The following is a 21,768-nucleotide window of genomic DNA, read 5'->3' as shown; positions in this document are numbered from 1 at the left end:
CTCGAAGGTTCCTTTTTACATGTAAATCATCAAATCACTCCATATGCCTTTTAGGCTTTCACAAAGCTCCTATCCTTCACCGCCAGTACGATCACAAAAATTACATCCAGTGTGAAAAAGAACTGGAATATGCCTGCAAATACAGACATCACCTTTCCTTGTACTCCCTCACTGCATGCCCTTACAATATAGGCAATTGAAAAAGGTGCCGCTCCTAACAGCCCCAGCCAGCCAATAACTGATAGCACAATTGCAACAGTCGGTCCTACAAATATCATGACAACAACCGGTGTTAGCATTAAGAGAAGTGCCACTATAATGCAAAAACCACCTATTACATAAAATGGTATTAATGCATATTTGATAATCCTTGTACAAATGAGCAACTGTACTCTGCTTATTCTTTTCCCAAGGATAAGCACCACAGCCAGATTAACCAGCCCCAGAACAATCGGCATGACCATTATCCAGCCCGCATCAAAGCTGTCTGTTGATTCCTGCATATTGCATATTATCCAAAATAAAACCGGCATCATGTACATTCCAAGCACATATATTACAGGAACTACGTAAACAGCTCGTGATACTTTATTTGATTCATTCATAAAAATAATTCTCCCTTTTATAAACATTCATCTTCTAATACTCCCTTCCCTACTTTTTGTCCTTATTCTGCTTTCTCAACAGATATTATCTTTCCCTCAAACGGATCCACCTCTGAAATAGTTCCGGTATATTTTACAGTCACCTTGTCTCCGCTTGCTACACTCTCAAGTCCGTCCGGCTTTTCATCGAAGGTAAAGCTGTAAGGTGTATCCTTATCATCTGTCACTACAAACATGAAGTCCTTTATGTCATCTATTGTTCCGGTAAGCTCCTTCTCTTCCTGTGAGTCCTTATCACCTTCATCCTGTGTCTCAGCCTGCTTTGAATTTTCGGTGCCTGCTGCCTTATCCTGCTTTGTATCGCTCTGTCCACAGCCTGCAAACAAACCTGCGCAAAGCATAGCTCCTATGACAATTGTAATCAGTTTTTTCTTCATTATGATATACCTCTTTCTTTATTTATAAGCACTGCTATGAGTACGTTTTCTAAAGAGTACTCTCCTATCAGCCTAAAGTAAATAGAATACATAAAATATTAAAGAAATCTTACGAATTACTGCTTTTTTGAGCCTCTTGCGAGCCTTGCAGGATACCATTTTTCAAACCATCCTGTAAAAATGCCCATCAATACAGGCATCAGATTGTTTACGACAATAAGTGCGGTTCCAATGCCTGCCTTTTTCAGCAGAAAGGTCCATACAGCCGTCAACACATATAATATTCCCCACGCTGCCGCAAGGATATAATTCGTTTTCATAAAAAGAAGATTTTTATGTGCTGCTTCACCACCATAATTGTACTTTACATATGCTGCACATAGGGGCTCCTTTGTCATACATGAAACCAGCCAGAACAGTCCAAACACCAGGTATCCGATATCTGTTGATATGTCACCTGCTCCGGTCAGGCTTGCTATCGCAGAAAGCATGGCAACAGCCACAATTGAGAGCTGATCCCATATTACAAATTTGTGTTTTCTCATAATAAAAGGCATAGCGGCTGCCACCAAAAGAGCAATCACAGCCCCTTTTTCTGTATTGACAGAAACTGCTATCCAAAACGCAATCCATGGTATGAGCATTGTCATCATGGAAGGATTTTTCTGCACCTGAACGCCATGTGATGTTTTTTCTGTTTCTTTGACTGCTGATGTGCTTCCGAAGAATTTATCCCAGTTTACCATCAAGGAAAAATCACCTGTTACCGTATACATCTGCTTTCCCAATGCCTCTGCGCCACCTATCTCGCCTCGTGAAATGGCTGACCATACTGTAAAAGGCGTATCTATGCGGGTAGTCGGAGTAAGGCTTTGATCTGTAAGCACCTCACTGCCTTTACCATCAAGCTTTATCTGATATGTATGCTTCAAATCGGTATAGCATATCTCAAGCACACGTTCCTTTCCATCATAGGCATCCTTATTGTATAATGATGCCATCTGTCTGGTGAAAACAAGGTCATCAGCTTCATTTTCTCCTGTTGTCCTGCTGATCCCCCAGCTGGCATCCGCCATCCTTTCAAACACGTCCCTCGGATATAAAAGAGTATGTAGCGCTGCTTCTGTTTTTTCAGATATTTTTCCTGTCATGGCATATTCTGCCCCGGCATTTTTTACCGTGGCCAGATATTCGTCTGTCCTTTCTGACAGCTCCTTAACACGAAACAGTTCTCCCTGTCCGCAAAAAACAGTTGTATAATGCCCTTTTCCCAGGAAATGGTCAAACATCCGAAGTACACTGTCATAATTTCTCTCTGCAGAATAAAAACCGCAGGTAGAGATCAGCACATGCCTTTTGCCTTCCATGTCATATCTGCAATCATGGCTGCCGCTTCCGTATCCGTCCTCCTTTGTGCTCATAAACGGCAGACTCATGGGAAGCTGCCTGTCAATTAAATTCTTTAGTATTCCCGGTACGCTAAAATAGTACAGAGGAAACGACCACACAACAATATCCGCTTCAAGTATTTTCTCAATAACCGTCTGCATATCGTCCTTTATGCAGCATATGCCCGGTGTATTCTGCCAGCACGCAAAGCAGCCCTTACACGCTCCTATATCCATAGAAGCTATATGCATTTCATCAATGGATATATCTTCATTTTTGCTCTTATATCCTTCTTTGAAGCCTTCTATAAAGCTGTTTGCAAGCTTTAACGAATTGCTTCGTTTGCCCTTTGGGCTTCCGTTAATCAGAAGTATGTTCATGCTTTATGCCCTCCTATAAGTATATAGTTAATTTTAGTATAGCGGATTGACAGGCAAAAAACAATTAAAGTTTAGACTCAGAAACAATACCCTAATTATACATTCAAAATTCATTCAATTTCAAATTCTTAAGTATGCCTTGTAATTATAGTACTATGATAGTAAAATAAAGCTATATAATTTACGAATCAGGAGAATTCATATGGGTTACGATGAAAAAATTTTTAAAGCAAAGGCGAATATCAAGGCCCGCAGATTATGGCTTGTTTTTGCTATTCTGCTGACCGCCAATTATGGTACCGACACAGCAAATGGCGCTTATTCTATGAGTAATTATATCATTTTTGTTATTTTATGCTGGCTGCCTTTCGTGTGTGGTGACATACTTCTAAAAATGAAGGGGAAGGATAACGATCATTACCGGCTTGCATTTGTCATCGGATATGGTATTTTTTACGTATTTCTTTTGTGTACGACAACCTCACCGATTGCATTCACCTACATCCTTCCGATAATCAGCCTTATTGTTATTTTTAAGGATGAGAAATTCATGATTTACTGCGCTGTTGCAAATATGCTAAGCCTTATTGCAAGTATTGCATTTCACATATTAGTACTAGGTCAGAACACTGCTGTAGACCAGAAAAACTATCAGCTTCAGATAGCATGTCTTTTACTTTGCTACATAGGCTATATCATGTCGGTGCGTCACCTGACTGAGTCCGATGCTGCACTCACCGAGAGCATAAAGTCTGATTTGAATCGCGTTGTCACGACAGTTGAGCAGGTTAAAACCGCTAGCAACACTATAATGGATGGTATAACAGTGGTACGTGAGCTTGCTTCTGAAAACAAGCATGGCTCCGATGTTGTCGTTGATGGAATGAATGAGCTCACCGGAAATAATGAGCAGCTTCAGTCCCACACTGCTTCTTCACAGGAAATGACTACCGATATAAGCGCGCAGGTCGAGAATGTGGCAGCCATGATAAACGATATGGTTTCCCTGACAACCGAATCCGGCAAGCATGCCAAGGTCAGCTCTGAGGATCTTGAAGGTCTTGCCCAGACAGCAAAAACTATGTCGGAGCTTTCTACAGAGGTTGAAAACATCCTGACTACATTCAGAGATGAATTTGAGATGGTTAAAAACGAAACCGGAACAATTGATAATATTTCAAACCAGACAAATCTCCTTGCACTTAACGCTTCAATTGAGGCAGCGCGTGCAGGTGAAGCAGGTAAGGGCTTTGCTGTTGTTGCCGAACAGATCCGCACTCTAAGCACTGAGACAAGAAATTCATCCGGTCAGATCAGTGAGGCGCTCTCTCGTCTTGACGAGATTTCCGGAAGGATGACCTCATCCATTGAAGAAACACTCCGCCTCATCCAGCTTACCCTTGAGAAGGTAATGCAGACCGGCGAAAATGTAGAGAAAATCACAAAGGATTCCAATAAGCTCGGAAGCCATATCCGTGAAATCGACACCGCAATGCAGGAGGTTGAAGCATCTAACCAGCAGCTTGTTGACAATATGGAAAAGGTATCTGATATCGTAGAAACCATGACCTCATGTATCGGTGCTTCTGATGCGATAAACCGCAAGATGCTCAGTAAATATGATGAAAGTGCAACAAATATCAATAATATCGAGACTGTTATCCAGTCTCTCATGCACGAGCTCGGAGTTGGTGGATTTATGGGACTTGATGATATCCGCCCGGGTATGAAGGCAAAGGTCATTCTGACCGATGTAGCAACCGGCAACGAGTTCCATTGTGAGGTAAAGGCAGTTTACGAAAATGCTCTTAAGCTTATATCAGGCGGCTTATCTCTAGACTCATCCAGACCTTGTAATCTGTATGTTACAGTCGGCAATGTAATGTACTGCTGGAAAGACCTCACAATCACAGATGACCTTGTGGTAGCGGTCAATACACAGCCTGAAATTTTAAACCGCAGGAAATACCCTCGCATGGATTTATCAAACAATTGCACTATAAAGCTCAAAGGAACTGATACTACATTCAAGGGCACACTTGACAATATAAGTGCAAACGGATTTGCATTTTTGACAAAGGATCCTTATTTCGTGGATCATAAAGGAGCGAAGGTTACTATCTCAATAGAGAACTTTGCTCTTGCTGACCACTCAGTATTGGATGGATATGTAATCCGCTGCTCAAATAATGAAGGAACCTATATCGTCGGCTGCCAGATGCCTGAGGATAATTATTATATCCAGACATATGTCGATGAACAGCTTCGTGCTCACTCATAAAAATAAAAGCTATGAAAGCCTTTAACCGGGCTCTCATAGCTTTTTTATGAATGATAATCTTCTATCCTATTATCTTCTATCTATCATCTTCTATCTGCATGATGTTTTTCCTTCTCTGCATACATCCGGCTGTCTGCTATCTTAAGCAGGCTTTCAACCGTGTCAGCATCGGACGGATAAAGTGCATGTCCACAGCTTACTCCGATATTTATTTTATGACCATGTATATTATATGGATTGCAGATAACTTTTTGAAGTCGCTCTATGCTCTCTAAGCAATTTTCTTCATCTGCATTGCCATCTATTATACATGCAAACTCATCCCCTCCAATACGGAATGCATAATCAGCTGTTCGTATGCTATTTACAATGCGCTTTCCTACGTTGCAAAGAACCTCATCTCCGACCGGATGACCATATGTATCGTTGACCGGCTTGAAAAAATCAAGATCCATAAAAATCAGTGCGAATGCTTTTCCTTTCTGGACTCTCATATTCATAATGGTCTCAAAATATCTCTTATTATAGAGTTCTGTAAGCATATCCGTGTTTGCCAGATCTGCCATCTTATGCTTTTCGCCTATATTCTGTGAAACAAGCAGATACTGCGTCAGTCTGCCATCCTCCCATCTTGCCGGAATGACTGTCATTGAAAGAAAAAGCTTGCTGTTCTTCTCTGCACATTCAAATTTGAAAAAATCACGCTCATTTTTGATTTTTCCGTAAATATTTTCAAGAGAAAGAAGCTCTGAGATATCCTTATTCTCCTCCTCTGAAATAAGCGTATACCTGTTTGATATTGCCTCCACAAGGTCTCTGTAGCTGCCACGCTCAGGATAAAGCTTACGCGCCTGTCTCTCATGGTATTCGTACGTATCATTTTCGATATCGCACAATGCGTATCTGTCCACAATTCTCGCCAGACTGTTCAACAGCATATCAGAGATTTCCTTTTCATGAGATACTGCCATGACAGTGAGCTTCTCCTTCTGAAGCTTAAGCCTGGTATTCTTCAATACATACATAAAAATAAGCAGAATTACACAGATGAACATTATGCCTATAAGTAAAATTGTGCTGTACTGTACCTGAAACATGAACGAGCTGACAGCCTTTGCTTCAACAATACCGACTATAGACCAGTCCTTTATGCCGGTAGGCTGATATGTCATATAATAATCCTTATTATTGTATGTAAAGGAAAAGCAGCCATCACTGCCATCAGCTATTTTGTTTTTTACATCTTTAAAATCAGCTGTATCGTAATCTGTTGCGTTATCACCTATGAAATCAATCAGATTATCAACCATATCATCAATCTCTGTCTTCGGTTCGATAGAGAGTATGACATTGCCTGCAGAATCAACAATATAACAATCACTTTGGTCTTTATAGGCCTCGTCTCCGAGCATCCTTTCCACGTCTGTATTGTCATAGCTCACAGCAAGCCCGGTATATGTAATTCCATCCACAGTTATCCCATCAGATGGAAATGCAAAAAGCACCTTTCTGACACCCTTTGTTGATATATAGCTCGATATCACAGGCTCATTTGCCTTAAAAAGCTCATTGAATGCATCTTTTGCATTGTCAGCCACTCCGCTTCTGCCCTCTATGGTGATAAACTGATTCTGCTCATTAAACAGATAAAAATCACTGTAATGCCAGGTCTCTTTTTCCCTGACAAAATCATTCCACTGCAGACTACTGTCGCTATTTAGTACCTTGGTCAAATAAACATTCCAGTCCGATAGAACGTTCCAGTTGCGTTGCGCAAACATGTTAAAGGTCCGGTTCACCTGACTGTATGAGGCTTTGATATTTGATGTGCCCTCATTATATATCTGACGGCTCATATATACATTGTAGCTATGAATGCTGAATATTATGACACCTAGCAGTGCACAGGTTATCACAATTGTACGGATGTTCTTCTTTTTTATAATCATAAATGCGCTCTCTCCATACCTTAATACCTACATCATATCTGTGCTTCGTTCTCTATTCATATCACATATACTTGTATTTCTAGTACCAATTATACAACATATAGTGTCTACAATCTATAGTTTTGGCGCGAAATGTCGTTTTCAGGGTGTGAAATGCAGATTGGCAATAAAAAACAAGGGGACAAGGGAACAAGGACAAGGGAACAAGGGAACAAGGGAAAGTATTGAATACTTTCCCTTGCAAAATTTATATATAGACTTTTAAATTAGAACCTTTGTCTATTTTGCCTGCTCAGCGATAGCAGCCTGTGCTGCAACACATTTTTTGAGGTCTGTTCTGTTTGGGATATTGTATAATTATCTTTTTTTCCGTCAACCTTTATTTCATATTCTTTGTCCGGAAAAATATTCAATTTCCATTTAAAGCAATCCTTACAAACAACAATCTGTTTTACAAATACATCAATAATCTCATCCGGAATATTCTTAGTTGAAAAATCAAAATCCTGTTCCAATCCATACTTTAATATTTCGAGTTTATCTTTGTACATATCATCAGAGATATCTAACTGATCATCTAAACAAGACAATTGCTTATTAAGTTTTTCCTGCTCTTTTAATATTTCCTCACGTTTCTCGTCATATCTGTCTTTTTCAATTTCGCCTGCCATACGCATATTAAGCAAATTATCATATTTAAGATTCCATGACTGTATCTTTTCTTCTAATTCTCTCTTCTTATCCAGAGCTTCATTATCACCTTTATCTTCATAGCAGCTATCAAGCATTTCATTTGCGATAGCAATTATGCCTTCTCTGTCGTTCCAGAATTTCTGGAATATCACATCTGCCATGACCTCTAATTTCCACCTTGAAACCATTTTAGTGACACATATTCCTTCAATGCTTAGCCCTTTATTTATTCGAGTATTCACCGAACCCGTTTTGATCTGATTGTAGCATTGATATGCATACTGCCGAGAACCATCAGGATATTTATGCCATGTAACACGATTAAGTGTACTTCCACACTCGCATATCAGTTTACGACACCATACATCCTTGGACACTTTCTTGCCTTTTCGCGGACCGCCATTGTTTGATTCTATCCGACTATCTATCATCGTCTGTACTTTATCAAATTGCTCTTTAGAAATGATAGGAGTATGATTTCCTTCAATAACAACCTTTTCAAGTTCTCCATTGTTTCTCTTCCTTTTTTGCTCCAAATAATCCGGTACAAATTGTTTTCGATAAACGATTATGCCACAGTAGAACGGATTTCGTAATATCCTACTAATATTTCCTTGTTGCCATCTTGTCAATCCAGTTGCTGTCAGATGTCCTTCTTTTTCTAAAGCAAACTGAATACTTCTAACACCATATCCGTCCTCATATAGATCAAAAATACGACGAACTGTTCTAGCTTGTGATTCATTAATCACGTACTCTTTTCCTTTTCTGTCATAACCTAATATATTGCCATTTCCATATGGAACACCATTTTGAAACGAAACCATCTGTCCAGCTTTAACTCGCATAGAGGTTTTTTTACTCTCATTTTGAGCAAGCGTTGCCATGATAGTCAATCTCAATTCGCCATCTTCATCGTTCATTGTCCAGATATTATCCTCTGTAAAATAAACCTCCACACGAAAGAAATCTAGTAATGCCAACATTACATCAACCATCAAGAATCCTGAGACTTGGCTGACCAACAGTGTTTTCACGCAAAAAAGGAATTTCGTAAAACATCTACGAAATTCCTTTAATTGCAATTATAGTATATGACATTTTAGCTGGTTAGTCTACCACCATTTACCACCATTTACTGCCAGGTGCCATCAACAACCACCAAGTACCGCCAAGTACCATCAGCTACCATCAATACGCACTCTTAAATACTATGATAATGAAATTACAAAATAATAACTCTCATAACATTATCTCCAAAAGTGAAAAATAATCCAATAGACTGCTCAACAATCGTTCTATCATACTCTTTTTGAGAGCACGAAGCGTATAAAGTAACATTATTATCAATTTTTGCAACCACAAATCTATTTCTAGACCTATTAATTAAATCCTTGCTTTTCACCGACTGCTTTTCAGTAATTATGGCTCTTCGTACACTAAGAGAATCAATCTTAACACGCCTCAAGTTTTTAATATTCTTAATACAAAGTATAGCTATATATATAAATAATACTACAAATAATATATCCCAGATTACATCCTTAGAAATACTATTCATATACTCTTTTGTCAAATAAGAAATCATAATTCCTAACAGCATTATTACTATCACTAATAGAAAAAACCATTGTTTAATCTTATTGTTTCTACATTTATATATACGATTCAACTCATCCTTTGATAATACAGTTTTCTGTAATACAGTTGTATCTAATTTTTGATTTGCCATTAATTTTCACCATTTGCTTTTAAACTATCAGAATATGAGCCATAAACATGATTAACTACTGTAATAGTATTTGTTTTGGCATCAATGTCAAATACATGCCAAACATTTCCAACAGCATCACTAGGCATGTTATATGACGTAAGCAATGTATCACCTGCATATACCTGAACCTTTGCCCCAGATATAGTCATTTCTTTATCAAGTAAATCTGATCCGTTGCTATAATCTCTGACATAATAACTATATGTACCATTTTCTGCTTTTTTATAAATAGTTAATGTTTCAGGACCATAAGAAGTAGTATCATCTCTATCTAAGTCTGATAACTTCTCATCATTCTCATCATATGTATCTTTATTTGCATAATATATATGATAATTTTGGTTTTCTTCACCTTTATAAATTAAATGTGAATCTAAATCCATTGGATTTTCGCCCCATGTCAGAACAATTCGAATTTGCCCTGCCGGAATATTTTCTGTTCCATCATTTGGATTCATTGTCAAATTATTACCATCATGTATTCCAGACATCACCGCAACATTAATATGATTTGTTATATATCCAGCCTTTTCACATAAAATAGTGTAATTACCTAACGGAAGTTCCACAGTATATAATCCATTATCATCTGTTGAAATTGTAGAGATAATACTATCTGAAACATTATTCCAGCCTTTTCTTATGCTTAATTTCGAATCACCAATACCAGCTCCATTAACAGCATTTATGATTTTTCCGGAAATCGTTCCCTTAGCATTAGGATCTGAACTTCCCTCAACCATTAAATATGTTTCAACATATATTGATTGTTTATTTTCCACCGTTTCAAAGCTCTCAAAAGCTATATATCCATCCGCAGATATTCTTAATATATGAGTACCTCCATCAACCGAAATAGTATAATTTCCCTTATTATCTGTATGTGTTGTATTTTCCACTTCAAAAGTGGTATTATTCAACACTTCAATTTTTGCTCCAGAAATTGTTTTACTTCTATTTCCAGCTTCTGCAACAGCCCCCTTAATGGTTCCATTTTCTTCGTAAGTACACTTATCTACTTTTGTTCCATTTTCCCAATGAGCAGAAAAGAGAGTTTTGTCTATAATATCCCAATGTATTGAAATATCTAGCCAATCTTCTACCAGTGAATCTTTAAATGCATCCATTTCTACATAAGTCCCTACAGATCCATCCACGCACACAATACCAGTGGTTCTAACTTTTATACTTCCTGATATTTTGGCTCCTGCTCCTGCTGAAAAGCAAATCAATTTTTTATTAAATAATTCAAGTGCACCTTCAAGCTCAGGTCCAACTTTTCCTTCAGCTTCTATTCCCACAGATGCAGATGTTTTTAGTGCCGATATATTACGAGGCTTGTTATGATATATCTGACATCCAATATCTCCTGATACATTATACTCAACAGTCACTTTTCCAGTAATAGAAAATCTAAGATCTACTTCTAGTACAGCGCCGACCGCATTTGTTCCAATAAGAGGTACTTTTCCAAGAGGAATATAAGTGTCAACCATATCATTTAACATTGGATGATTTTCTCCTGGATCCTTTGTAGAAACTTCAACACCTGCACTTGTATCTTGTTTAATTTTAAAATATGCATTCTTTACATAAGGTACAATGCCATGAAAATCTACATCTGAAGCATAACTTACAGATGGAATACCAACATCTAGCGAATAGTTAATATCTATTTTCTTTCCTGCGTTTCCAAGAAATTTTTCTGGAATCGTACCATCTAAATGTACTTTTGCTCCTGTATCAATTGTTGTATCATCAAAATCAAGCAATCCACTGCGTGCTATATCTTCATCGCTTGTTGTAACATTGACATCCATTCCCTCAGCTGGAACAAATTTACTAAAATCCGGAACTAGCGTTCCCGCCATGTCAACAGAATCCAAAAATTCATTTAAATCTGGCTCACTATATGTAATTGTCGTAGTATCATCATTATTGTTTTCATATGATATTATTTTATAAGCCTTTTTATCATCTATTACTATTATTGAACCAACATCAATATTCTCTACTGCTGATGTTTTAATAATTAAAATATTGCTTTCATCAGATATAACATTACTTTTATTAGTTGTTTTTATATTATCTTTATATTTGATGATATTCTTATCTGGCACATCTAATGAACTATTAATTGATTCAAGTATTTGTAATGTGTTATTCACTTCATTCTCTGATATTGCTCTGGCTGGATAAAAATAATTATTTTCTAATGAGACAATTCCTAATTCAACAGCATTAGCATCATGAGAAACATATTTAAGTTCTTCTTTATCATTACACTCTATTGTGTTGTCCTGTGTATATCCTAATGAATTTATAACTGTAAATGCCATAAATTCTCTTGTTGCTGGTTCATTCGGTTTGAATTCAGATTCGTCTGCTTCTAGCAAACAGTAATCTTTAGCTGTTTGAATTTCATCTGCATACACAGAATCTTGTATATCTGTATAAGAGTATTCAACACTGGCATCTTTTTTATTTACAGGATATCCAAACTCATCAACTAAAATATCAATCCACTCAGCTCTTGTATAAGTCTTTTTACCTTCTGATGAGTTTGATAACTTCTTATACTTAATAGATGAGCTAATTTTTACCTTTTTATCTCCAACATTAACACTATCATTTACAACAATTTCAGATATTCCGGAATTTGTTTCTTCCGCTTTTACAGTTGATATTCCTGTTGGTAATGACGTAAATGTTGTTACTCCAATCAACATTAATGCCATTAAATTAATGTGTTTCTTCTTTTTTTGAACTCCTATAAGAATTACAAATCCTAAACCTGCTAATATAATCCATAAGCCAATCAACATATTATCACCTGATTTAGGTGTATTTGTTGATTTTATCTCACCCTTCTTTGGAGATACATCCTTTGTTGCCGGTGTATCATTTGCTCCTGGCTTTGCTTTGTCTAAATTATCGTCACTTATTTTACCATTATTTTGTGGACAATAAGTAACTTTTAGCTCTACTGTCTCTCCAGCCGATAGTGATTCTACATGTTTTTTTGATACATCACCATCCATTAGCTTATAGCCATCTGGTATAAGTGATTCAATGTCAACTCCACTCACAGCATACGAATTTTGGTTCGTTACACTGATCGAAGTGCCTATCTTTTCCCCTTTCTCATAATTTACCTTATCTGTAGATAAAGTTACCACCAATCCATCTTGGGTTGATGTCGCTGCCAAAACTGGTACCATCCATACTACTAATATAGACATGGTCATCATGAATGCAGCTATTAATTTCTTACATTTTTTCATAAGAACCTCCTTTGTTTGATTATAATAGTTTAGCATTAATGCATTATATTGTAAATACTTAATAACAAAACTTCCCACATCCCACATCATAATACGGTGTGGGAAATCTCGAAAAATCAATATTAGAATATTTATAGTAACAAGTTGCTTCTAAATAATATACTTATAGCCAACATACTAAGCTCTGCTCTCAACATAGGAAATAATCATTAAAATACCTTTTTTGTGATAACGCTCAAACTGCCCCTCCGACAGCTTCAAATCATTCTGTACATTGTAATACTGTCCATTCTCAACATACAGCTTGTTTATTACATCATAATAAGGTTCATCCAACAGAAGAAAGCCTGCCCATACTTTGTCTATTCTTTTTTCTGTTTGTTAAGATGAATTATCAGCCTGGAAAGCTCTTTACGTCTGTCGGCATTATGTTCTTCTATATCTATTATCACATCAGACAAATCACTGTGATCACCGCCCTTTGATGATGTCTGGCTGAGTTTCACTGCTGACAGACACCTCTCCTTTATCATGTCGTCATTGCTCAGTTCAGTTACAAGTGCCGCTATCTTTCTGTCTATGTCTGAGAGCATGTTGTGCTTATTCCGGAGTATTGTTTTTACTTTGTTCTGTGTTATATTCCCATTCATTTTCTTCGCCTTTCCCTTGGGTGTGGCAGATGCAAAAACGCACCTGCCACTAAGGTCTTATGATTGCTGTCATGTGACAGCAAATACACTTTCTGCTTTTGTAGCCACGTCGACTGTACTGCAAATTGTAAGATTAATTCAGGACAGTCACGGAAAGCGTATATGTATCAATGAGATACATTCTAATCGGATAACTTTTCCTGTTCTTCAAAAAGTTCAAGGCCTCTTACTATGTATTCCTGACGTATAAGGTCCTGTAATGGCTGTTTTGTATCTGCATGAGCCTTCTTCATGGACAAAAGGATATTTTTCTGTTCGTTGAGAAAATATCCTATATCTGTATGAGTGATATTTTCTGTGGTACGGCTATTATCTGTGGCACAAGTATTTTCTGTGGTACAGCTATTATCTGTGTTACTGATATTTTCTACGTGGCATACATTATTCGTACCAGTGTTGTTATGTGGTATGTTTATAACATCTGTCTCACAGATATTATCACTGTCATCTTTTGTTCGTTTAACGCTATGCTCTTTATGTTCTTTTATCGCCTTCATAGTTGTCTTTCCTTCATCCACAAGCGCATCCTGCTCTGGCTCCGGCAGGCTTGAAAGAACAAGAGCCGCACTTTTATTAATTTTTCCTTTCTCAAACTGCTCCATTGCCTTGTCACTAAGATTTTTTGAAATGCTCACATAGTCGCCTACTGTGGTTTTTCCCATTTTCATAATATTTGCTATCTTTTCAATGATTCTGCCAGAGTTGTCTGCTTCCTTGAACTGGTCAGGATATTTCTCAAGGAGATATTTCATACGTTCTATCTCATGGAGTTTCTCTGCATCGGTCTTTGGCATAAATGCATTTGTGGCATAAAGCTGAAATTCCGCTTGAACATCATCCACATTTTCGATTTTACATGGCAGGAACTCATACTCTTTCAGTCCCTCTACTTCGACAAGGTACTTACAGGCGAGCCGTCTATGGTGTCCTGCTATGATTTCATATTTGTCCGGACCGGATTTTCTGACGAGCAGGTCCTGAAGTACTTTTCCGGCCGACCTGATTACCTCTGCAAACGCTGCTATATCTTCATCGGTCGCGCTTTTCCTGTACTGGTCAGTGTTGTCGATGAGCTTTGTGTAATGCAGCCATTTTGTCTCACTGCGTGGATGTGTATTTGGCTTTTTCACTGCACTCTCTTTAAATACTTCACCAAAATTAGCCATTGTAAGCACCTCCCATCTCTACTGAAAGGATTTCTTCAGCCAGTTCACTGTAATCACTGCTGACTACGCTGTGAATGCGGTGCTTAATAATCGGCTTATATAAAAGCAAAGCATTTTCAACCGCCGATGTACTGCTCACACATGTATTTAAAAACGGATAATCGTGTCTGCCAACCATATCTACATATATCTCACGCTGTGCCCTGCGCCTCGCATTTACCTTCGTGGCAAAGACTTTCCATGTTTTGTCCGCTGTTACATCCATCTTTGACAGTTTCTCCTCCATCATTGAAAGATTGTCCCTGCAGAAATTATCAAGACATACTGGTGTAAGTATCATATCCGATGCATTTATACTGCTCACTGTCAGATTTTCCATTGCAGGCCTTGTATCAATGATACAGAAATCATATTCATCTGCTACGATATCCAGTGCCCTTTTCAGAGCCTCCCTGTCAACGGCATCATTTTCTTCAAGCTCAGTGCTTCCGGGTATTAAATCAATCGCTGTATATCTGGTTCTGTAAATACATCTCCTTACATGCTCCGGATCAGTAAGCACATCCTTTATGTTTCTGTTTTTCCAGCCATTCACAAAGAATGGCGTAGCATTTGACTGTGGATCCATATCCACGACAAGAATTCTCTTTTCCTCTGTCATGAGAGCATAATATAGATTTACGCATGTGGTTGTTTTTCCTACTCCGCCTTTTAAGTTGCTGATTGTTATAATTTTTATCATAAGACCTCTTTTCCGCATTTTTCATGCTTTTGTGTTTTTTGACCTTTTACCCTTTGATTTGATTAAATCCTAACCTGCTGTTTATGCTGCTTTTCGACATCACCTCCCAAATTGTCCAAATCAAGCCCTAGAAGTCGGATAAGTCTTTCTTCTGCCTCAGTGTCCGCTTTTCTCTTTATATCAGCGCCATTCACATAATGTGTTTTAAACACCCCACCACTATAATTGCAAAGGATTTCTGAACTATGTTCCTTACTGTCAGTGACACCTATCCATGTACCTCCGGCCTGTGAGGTAATCTTGATTGTTGAACTTTCAAGCCACTCACAACCCTCAAACTGCGAGTATGCAAGTTCTTTCAAGCCAGGCAGTTCAATGTGAAGCACATTCTCTGCCCTTCTGTAAATCTCTCTCTTCCCGATATACTCGTATTTTTTTCCTGACATATGCTACTCCTTTCCACATGCGTACATGTCATGCTGAACTTCTTGCTGATAATAGTGATTCATGGTTGCCGGCGCATTATACAGAGCCGTAATCATATATGCTTTTATGTTTGTTATCTTTGTATTCGTGTGCTTCATGCACTCCATGACATACTCTAGATGACTGTTGTTGAGCTTCAAAAACCTGGACCTCACAAGCTCGTAAGGATATTCCTGTCCTCCTACATTGACAGTTCGTCGCTTTACACAGACCACTTCACAAATGACCTGGAATAGCTCATCATACATCTCACGTATTTCCAAACCCGGGCTTCTCATGTAGCCTGCATAGTTGATGTTTTCCTTGATGATATCAACATATGCATTCGCATCATCTATCACATCAATCACATCAGTCGGTGGTATTTTATTATTCTCTTGATTGATATGATTGATATAATTAGTCTCAGTATGATTCATATCAGTATAATTATTATTAGTATAATTAGAGTCAATTTTTTTACCTCAACAGGTAAAACATCTTTACTTCTTAAATTTAAGATAGTTGACTTCTGCAAGTTAAAATTCTTTACCTCTTGAAGTAAAAGTTCTTTACTTTCAGAAGTAAAACTATTTGACTTCTTGAAGTTAAAGTTTTTTACTTCTTTGAGTTCATCAGCATTTGATGGCTTTTTATCACTTTTATTCTGACTAATGGTGGCAAAATTTTTAACATATATAATATCCGGCTTTCCAAGTCCTCTTCGTTTTTTCTCAATCAATCCAATTCCCTTTTCTGAATCAAGCTCCTTCACAATCTTCACACATGTCGGTTTAGAACATCCCAAATCATCCATTATATTTTCAATTGAATATACAATATATGCTCTATTCTTTTCATCAAACCAACCATTTTTGATTGAAAGAGACATTCTGTCAAGCATCAGACCATATAGCAGCTTCGCATCACTTGACAATTTTTTGAATCTATTATCTTTAATCAGAAGTCTAGGAATCCGATAAAAAGAAAATTGTTCAGATTCAATTCCGTAGTAATAATCGAATTTTGGATTTTTGTCCATTATTCTTCTCCTCTCAGATTTTTACTGTTAAAGCATTATTCATGATTAAACACCCCAAAATTCTTTGTTTTAAAATAGAAAAAGGGAATAAATCCACACTTTTGGATTTATTCCCAAACATAATACAAGGGAAAGTATTGAATACTTTCCCTTGCAAAATCTTATATATAGACTTTTACGTTAATATCATTAAATTTGTTAGCTTTGGTATACTCTGGGCGCTCAGCCATAAAGGCCTTAACATCATCCTTTGTTACCGTCAAGTCACAAAAATGAATGAATTTTTGTCTATTTCCCCTGTTCTGCGATAGCAGCCTGTGCTGCAGCAAGACGAGCGATTGGTACACGGAATGGTGAACATGAAACATAGTCAAGTCCAATCTTGTGGCAGAACTCAACTGATGAAGGATCTCCACCGTGCTCTCCACAGATACCAACGTGAAGGTTAGGATTAACCGGCTTTCCAAGCTTAATAGCTGTCTCCATTAATTTACCAACACCTGTCTGGTCAAGCTTAGCAAATGGATCGTTCTCGAAGATCTTGTTGTCATAGTAAGCGTTAAGGAACTTACCTGCATCATCACGAGAGAATCCGAATGTCATCTGTGTAAGGTCGTTTGTACCGAAGCAGAAGAAATCAGCCTCTGTAGCGATCTCATCAGCTGTAAGAGCAGCTCTTGGGATCTCGATCATTGTACCTACATGGTACTTGATGTCAGCGTTTGCAGCAGCGATCTCAGCATCAGCTGTCTCAACTACAATCTTCTTAACGAACTTAAGCTCTTTGATCTCACATACTAATGGAATCATGATCTCAGGCTCGATATCCCAGTCTGGATGAGCTTTCTTTACATTGATAGCTGCACGGATAACAGCCTTTGTCTGCATCTTAGCAATCTCAGGATATGTAACTGCAAGACGGCATCCTCTGTGACCCATCATTGGGTTGAACTCATGGAGTGACTCACAGATAGCTTTGATTTCCTCAACTGACTTATTCTTAGCCTTTGCAAGCTTCTCGATGTCAGCCTCCTCTGTAGGAACGAACTCATGAAGAGGTGGATCAAGGAAACGGATTGTTACTGGGCATCCCTCAAGAGCCTCGTATAATTTCTCGAAATCTCCCTGCTGATATGGAAGGATCTTGTCAAGAGCTGTCTCTCTCTCCTCTACTGTATCAGAGCAGATCATCTCACGGAATGCAGCGATTCTCTCTGGATCGAAGAACATATGCTCTGTACGGCAAAGTCCGATTCCCTCTGCACCAAGCTCACGAGCCTTCTTAGCATCTGCAGGAGTATCTGCATTTGTACGAACCTTAAGTCTTCTGAACTCATCAGCCCATGCCATAACACGTCCGAACTCACCAGCGATTGAAGCATCAACTGTTGGGATGATTCCAGCGTAGATGTTACCTGTTGTACCATCGATAGAAATCTCAGATCCCTCTGTGAATGTCTGTCCTGCAAGTGTGAACTTCTTGTTCTCCTCGTCCATGTTGATGTCACCACAACCAGATACACAGCATGTTCCCATACCACGTGCAACTACGGCTGCGTGAGATGTCATACCACCACGAACTGTAAGGATACCCTGAGCAGCCTTCATTCCTGTGATGTCCTCTGGAGATGTCTCAAGACGTACAAGTACGACCTTCTCTCCTCTTTCAGCCCATGCCTCAGCATCGTCAGCTGTGAATACAACCTTACCACAAGCAGCTCCCGGAGATGCTCCAAGACCCTTTCCAAGTGGAGTTGCAGCCTTAAGTGCAGCAGCATCGAACTGTGGATGTAATAATGTATCAAGGTTACGAGGGTCGATCATAGCAACAGCCTCAGCTGGTGTCTTGTGTCCCTCATCTACTAAATCGCAAGCGATCTTAAGAGCAGCCGGAGCTGTTCTCTTACCATTACGGCACTGAAGCATATAGAGCTTCTTGTTCTCAACTGTGAACTCCATATCCTGCATATCATGGTAGTGATTCTCAAGAGTCTCACAAACCTTAAGGAACTCAGCGTATGCCTCTGGGAACTCCTGCTCCATCTGAGCGATTGGCATTGGAGTACGAACACCGGCAACAACGTCCTCACCCTGTGCATTGATAAGGAACTCACCCATAAGCTTGTTCTCACCAGTTGCAGGATCACGTGTGAATGCAACACCTGTACCAGACTCGTTATTTAAGTTACCGAATACCATTGGCATTACGTTAACAGCTGTTCCCCATGAATAAGGGATATCGTTATCTCTTCTATAAACATTTGCACGTGGGTTGTCCCATGAACGGAATACAGCCTCGATAGCAAGCTTTAACTGCTCTACAGGATCTGAAGGGAAATCTGTTCCTAACTGATTCTTGTACTCAGCCTTGAACTGCTCTGCTAACTCTTTAAGGTCAGCTGCTGTAAGGTCTACGTCAAATTTAACACCTCTGTCCTCTTTCATCTTGTCGATAAGCTGCTCGAAGTATTTCTTTCCTACTTCCATAACAACGTCTGAGAACATCTGGATGAAACGTCTGTATGAATCATATACGAAACGCTCGAATGCTGGATCTGGGTTACCAGCGATCATAGCTGCAACAACGTCATCATTAAGACCAAGGTTAAGGATTGTATCCATCATACCCGGCATTGAAGCTCTGGCACCTGAACGAACAGATACGAGAAGAGGATTCTTAAGGTCACCGAATTTCTTTCCGTTAACCTCTTCCATCCATTTTACACCTTCCATAGTCTGAGCCATAATCTCATCATTGATCTTACGTCCATCCTCGTAGTACTGTGTACAAGCCTCTGTAGTGATTGTGAAACCCTGTGGTACAGGAAGTCCAATCTCTGTCATCTCAGCGAGGTTAGCACCCTTACCACCGAGAAGATTACGCATGGTCATGTTACCCTCTTTGAAGGTATATACCCACTTGTTTGCCATTTTGCAATTCCTCCTAAATTTTATTTCTGGTATGGTAAAAAAACCATCCATATACTTGATTAATGTGTGCCCTCATATAAGCGCACACATTAATAATACCATAATTTCAGCAAATATCAACTAATTTTTGCTATCTTTTCCTTTATGTTTCATACTATTTTTTTGAACACGGATAGACTTAGCATTCTTTACTATGACAAATATCATAATTGCAAGAATTGCAACTATTCCAAGTGCTCCTATAGCTAACGGAACGACCATTCCACTCTCGCTGATCATGGTGGCAAGCGGTACCTGCTCGTCTTCTATATCATGCCTATTATCGTTTGCCGCCTGCGGTACCTGCTCATCTGCTATATCAGTATTTGGCTGTGCCTGCGGTGCCTGAATGCCATCCTGCGGATTATTCTGTCCGTCAGGCACTATTGTATTTCCGGCATTTGCTCCATCTGCGGCCCCGTTATTTGCCGCTCCTGCTGCATTGCCCGCTGCATTAGCTGCCCCTGCTGCATTTTCTGCTCCTGCAGCTGCCTGATTGCCGCCTGCTGCAGTATTGTCATTTGCTCCATTTCCGGCAGCTGCCATGCTTGATGCAGCCCTTGAATATACAAAGTTGAACACGTTTTCTGATGCATTTGACGACAGCTTTCCTGTCTGATTATAGCTGTCCGGAATATATCCATCTATATACAGATATGCTATGACGGGCTCATCGCCCACATTACCATAATAGGTACGGCTTTCAGCAAGCTTATTGCCATCTGTATCCACATAGTTGACTGTATACTCAGCAAGCTCGCCCGGTATGCCGTATGCTACAACATAGTCCTGATCTCCCGATACAAGAAAAGCCGACTGTGCAACCGTATTATTGTCACGGCCGCTTAGTCTGATTCCCTTTACGTAGTACTTACTGTTTTCATCAAGCACCACACTGCCCTGTGCATCACAGCTGATGACATCTCCGTATTCAAGACCTGTAACAATTATTTTGTCACCTTTAACAGAAACCGAAGCCGAAGCCCCATTGCCTGATGCCTTGCGCACCTGTACACCACCATTTATGCTTCCCTGCCCGCCGGCCGAGAAGGAAACAGTGTACGTATATGAAAATGCCTTTACATCTGCTGTCTGTGAAAAAACACCGGTTATGACAACAAGAGCTGCAAGAAAATATTTAAGCAATCTTTTCATTTTGCTTAGCCCCCTTTCTGTCACTTACGAAAGCCAGTATCATCAAAATAATACCGATCACAAACACTACAGCTGATGCTATTGACCAGATATCTCCTGTCTTTACCTTGCTTGTTGTAGTTGTAAATGTAGGTGGATTTGATAAAGTCGGATTTGAGTTATCCTCTACCGCAAAGTTCATCATAAGCTTTGCAAGTGTATCCTGATATATATTACCCTGACTCTCTCCATCAAGTCCTACCAAAAGCTTCACACTGCCTCCCTCTCCCGGCTCTAATGTCTTTAAATAAAAGAACCTATCCAGAGAGTTTGTAGCCTCGTTGAGTCCTTTTCCGGCTGTTGTCTCCTTCTCACCACCTACGCTGGTGCTGCTGTATATAGTGTCCTCTTTCCCATCCGGTCCTACGAAGGTAAGAATATATGAGTATCCACCGTTTTCAGCCACGGCCTGTGTATCCTCGAGACTCTTTAATACATCATTCGACATATACCATTTCGTTGAAATACTGCTGTTATTCTTTATATCAACGGAAAATGTAACAGAATCTCCGGGCTCCATCTGTGAGACAGAGGCTGCTATTTTATTTGAATCAAATGAGCTGACCATCTCCTTGCCTGTAAACTCACACGAGCCGGCTACAGTAGTATTCTCATCAGCAAATACAGTGCCTATCGAACCAAGGATAAACAACATGCATGATAATAATGCGATAAATTTTTTCATAT

Annotated in this window: 16 protein-coding genes and 1 pseudogene; 1 reads left to right on the top strand and 16 read right to left on the bottom strand. The window is 39.0% G+C overall.

The annotated features are described in order from the left end of the window. Nucleotides 1–50: 50 nt before the first annotated feature. From ACW6PM_RS02995 to ACW6PM_RS02985, 3 genes are all read right to left on the bottom strand, one after another. Nucleotides 51–605 (bottom strand): hypothetical protein, encoded by a 555-nt coding sequence (locus ACW6PM_RS02995; RefSeq protein ID WP_456056186.1) that lies wholly within the window; start codon nucleotides 603–605, stop codon nucleotides 51–53. Nucleotides 606–667: 62 nt separating this feature from the next. Further along, nucleotides 668–1,042, bottom strand: a complete 375-nt coding sequence (locus tag ACW6PM_RS02990) for a hypothetical protein (protein WP_456056185.1) — start codon at nucleotides 1,040–1,042, stop codon at nucleotides 668–670. A gap of 116 nt (nucleotides 1,043–1,158) precedes the next feature. Further along, nucleotides 1,159–2,811, bottom strand: a complete 1,653-nt coding sequence (locus ACW6PM_RS02985) for a flavodoxin family protein (protein WP_456056184.1) — start codon at nucleotides 2,809–2,811, stop codon at nucleotides 1,159–1,161. A gap of 202 nt (nucleotides 2,812–3,013) precedes the next feature. Between ACW6PM_RS02985 and ACW6PM_RS02980 the strand changes: the two genes are divergently transcribed. Continuing rightward, nucleotides 3,014–5,092, top strand: coding sequence for a methyl-accepting chemotaxis protein (locus ACW6PM_RS02980; RefSeq protein WP_456056183.1), 2,079 nt, complete (start codon nucleotides 3,014–3,016; stop codon nucleotides 5,090–5,092). A gap of 83 nt (nucleotides 5,093–5,175) precedes the next feature. On the opposite strand, the gene ACW6PM_RS02975 is transcribed toward ACW6PM_RS02980, so the two are convergent. The 13 genes and pseudogenes from ACW6PM_RS02975 to ACW6PM_RS02915 form a co-directional block, all read right to left on the bottom strand. Continuing rightward, entirely contained in the window at nucleotides 5,176–7,041 is a 1,866-nt protein-coding gene (locus tag ACW6PM_RS02975; RefSeq protein WP_456056182.1) for a sensor domain-containing diguanylate cyclase, read from the bottom strand. Between the two features lie 266 nt (nucleotides 7,042–7,307). Then, nucleotides 7,308–8,732 carry a recombinase family protein gene (locus tag ACW6PM_RS02970; RefSeq protein WP_456056181.1) on the bottom strand — a complete coding sequence of 475 codons (1,425 nt, stop codon included), beginning with the start codon at nucleotides 8,730–8,732 and terminating at the stop codon, nucleotides 7,308–7,310. A gap of 227 nt (nucleotides 8,733–8,959) precedes the next feature. Then, nucleotides 8,960–9,466 carry a hypothetical protein gene (locus tag ACW6PM_RS02965; protein ID WP_456056180.1) on the bottom strand — a complete coding sequence of 169 codons (507 nt, stop codon included), beginning with the start codon at nucleotides 9,464–9,466 and terminating at the stop codon, nucleotides 8,960–8,962. Then, nucleotides 9,466–12,792, bottom strand: a complete 3,327-nt coding sequence (locus ACW6PM_RS02960) for a hypothetical protein (RefSeq protein ID WP_456056179.1) — start codon at nucleotides 12,790–12,792, stop codon at nucleotides 9,466–9,468. The genes ACW6PM_RS02965 and ACW6PM_RS02960 overlap by 1 nt, the downstream gene beginning before the upstream one ends. A 177-nt stretch (nucleotides 12,793–12,969) precedes the next feature. Then, nucleotides 12,970–13,128 carry a hypothetical protein gene (locus tag ACW6PM_RS02955; RefSeq protein ID WP_456056178.1) on the bottom strand — a complete coding sequence of 53 codons (159 nt, stop codon included), beginning with the start codon at nucleotides 13,126–13,128 and terminating at the stop codon, nucleotides 12,970–12,972. 26 nt (nucleotides 13,129–13,154) lie between these two features. Beyond that, complete coding sequence (locus ACW6PM_RS02950) at nucleotides 13,155–13,442, bottom strand: hypothetical protein (RefSeq protein WP_456056177.1); 288 nt, start codon at nucleotides 13,440–13,442, stop codon at nucleotides 13,155–13,157. A gap of 182 nt (nucleotides 13,443–13,624) precedes the next feature. After that, entirely contained in the window at nucleotides 13,625–14,668 is a 1,044-nt protein-coding gene (locus tag ACW6PM_RS02945; RefSeq protein WP_456056176.1) for a ParB/RepB/Spo0J family partition protein, read from the bottom strand. Next, complete coding sequence (locus ACW6PM_RS02940; RefSeq protein WP_456056175.1) at nucleotides 14,661–15,410, bottom strand: ParA family protein; 750 nt, start codon at nucleotides 15,408–15,410, stop codon at nucleotides 14,661–14,663. Before ACW6PM_RS02940 ends, ACW6PM_RS02945 begins: the two co-directional genes overlap by 8 nt. Before the next feature lie 62 nt (nucleotides 15,411–15,472). Further along, the gene (locus ACW6PM_RS02935) at nucleotides 15,473–15,856 is read right to left on the bottom strand and encodes a hypothetical protein (protein WP_456056174.1); all 384 of its coding nucleotides are present in this window, start codon (nucleotides 15,854–15,856) and stop codon (nucleotides 15,473–15,475) included. A gap of 3 nt (nucleotides 15,857–15,859) precedes the next feature. Further along, a pseudogene (locus ACW6PM_RS02930) lies at nucleotides 15,860–16,917 on the bottom strand (DUF6017 domain-containing protein). A gap of 288 nt (nucleotides 16,918–17,205) precedes the next feature. Continuing rightward, the gene (gene ppdK / locus ACW6PM_RS02925; RefSeq protein ID WP_456056173.1) at nucleotides 17,206–19,848 is read right to left on the bottom strand and encodes a pyruvate, phosphate dikinase; all 2,643 of its coding nucleotides are present in this window, start codon (nucleotides 19,846–19,848) and stop codon (nucleotides 17,206–17,208) included. A 120-nt stretch (nucleotides 19,849–19,968) separates the two neighbouring features. Further along, nucleotides 19,969–21,042, bottom strand: a complete 1,074-nt coding sequence (locus tag ACW6PM_RS02920; RefSeq protein WP_456056172.1) for a MucBP domain-containing protein — start codon at nucleotides 21,040–21,042, stop codon at nucleotides 19,969–19,971. Then, on the bottom strand, nucleotides 21,026–21,766 hold the full coding sequence (locus ACW6PM_RS02915) for a hypothetical protein (RefSeq protein WP_456056171.1): 741 nt from the start codon (nucleotides 21,764–21,766) through the stop codon (nucleotides 21,026–21,028). The genes ACW6PM_RS02920 and ACW6PM_RS02915 overlap by 17 nt, the downstream gene beginning before the upstream one ends. Nucleotides 21,767–21,768 lie beyond the last annotated feature (2 nt).

The organism is Agathobacter sp., from assembly GCF_977054825.1.
The sequence above is the reverse complement of the archived record's forward strand: the minus strand, read 5'-3'. Positions and strand labels throughout refer to the sequence as shown.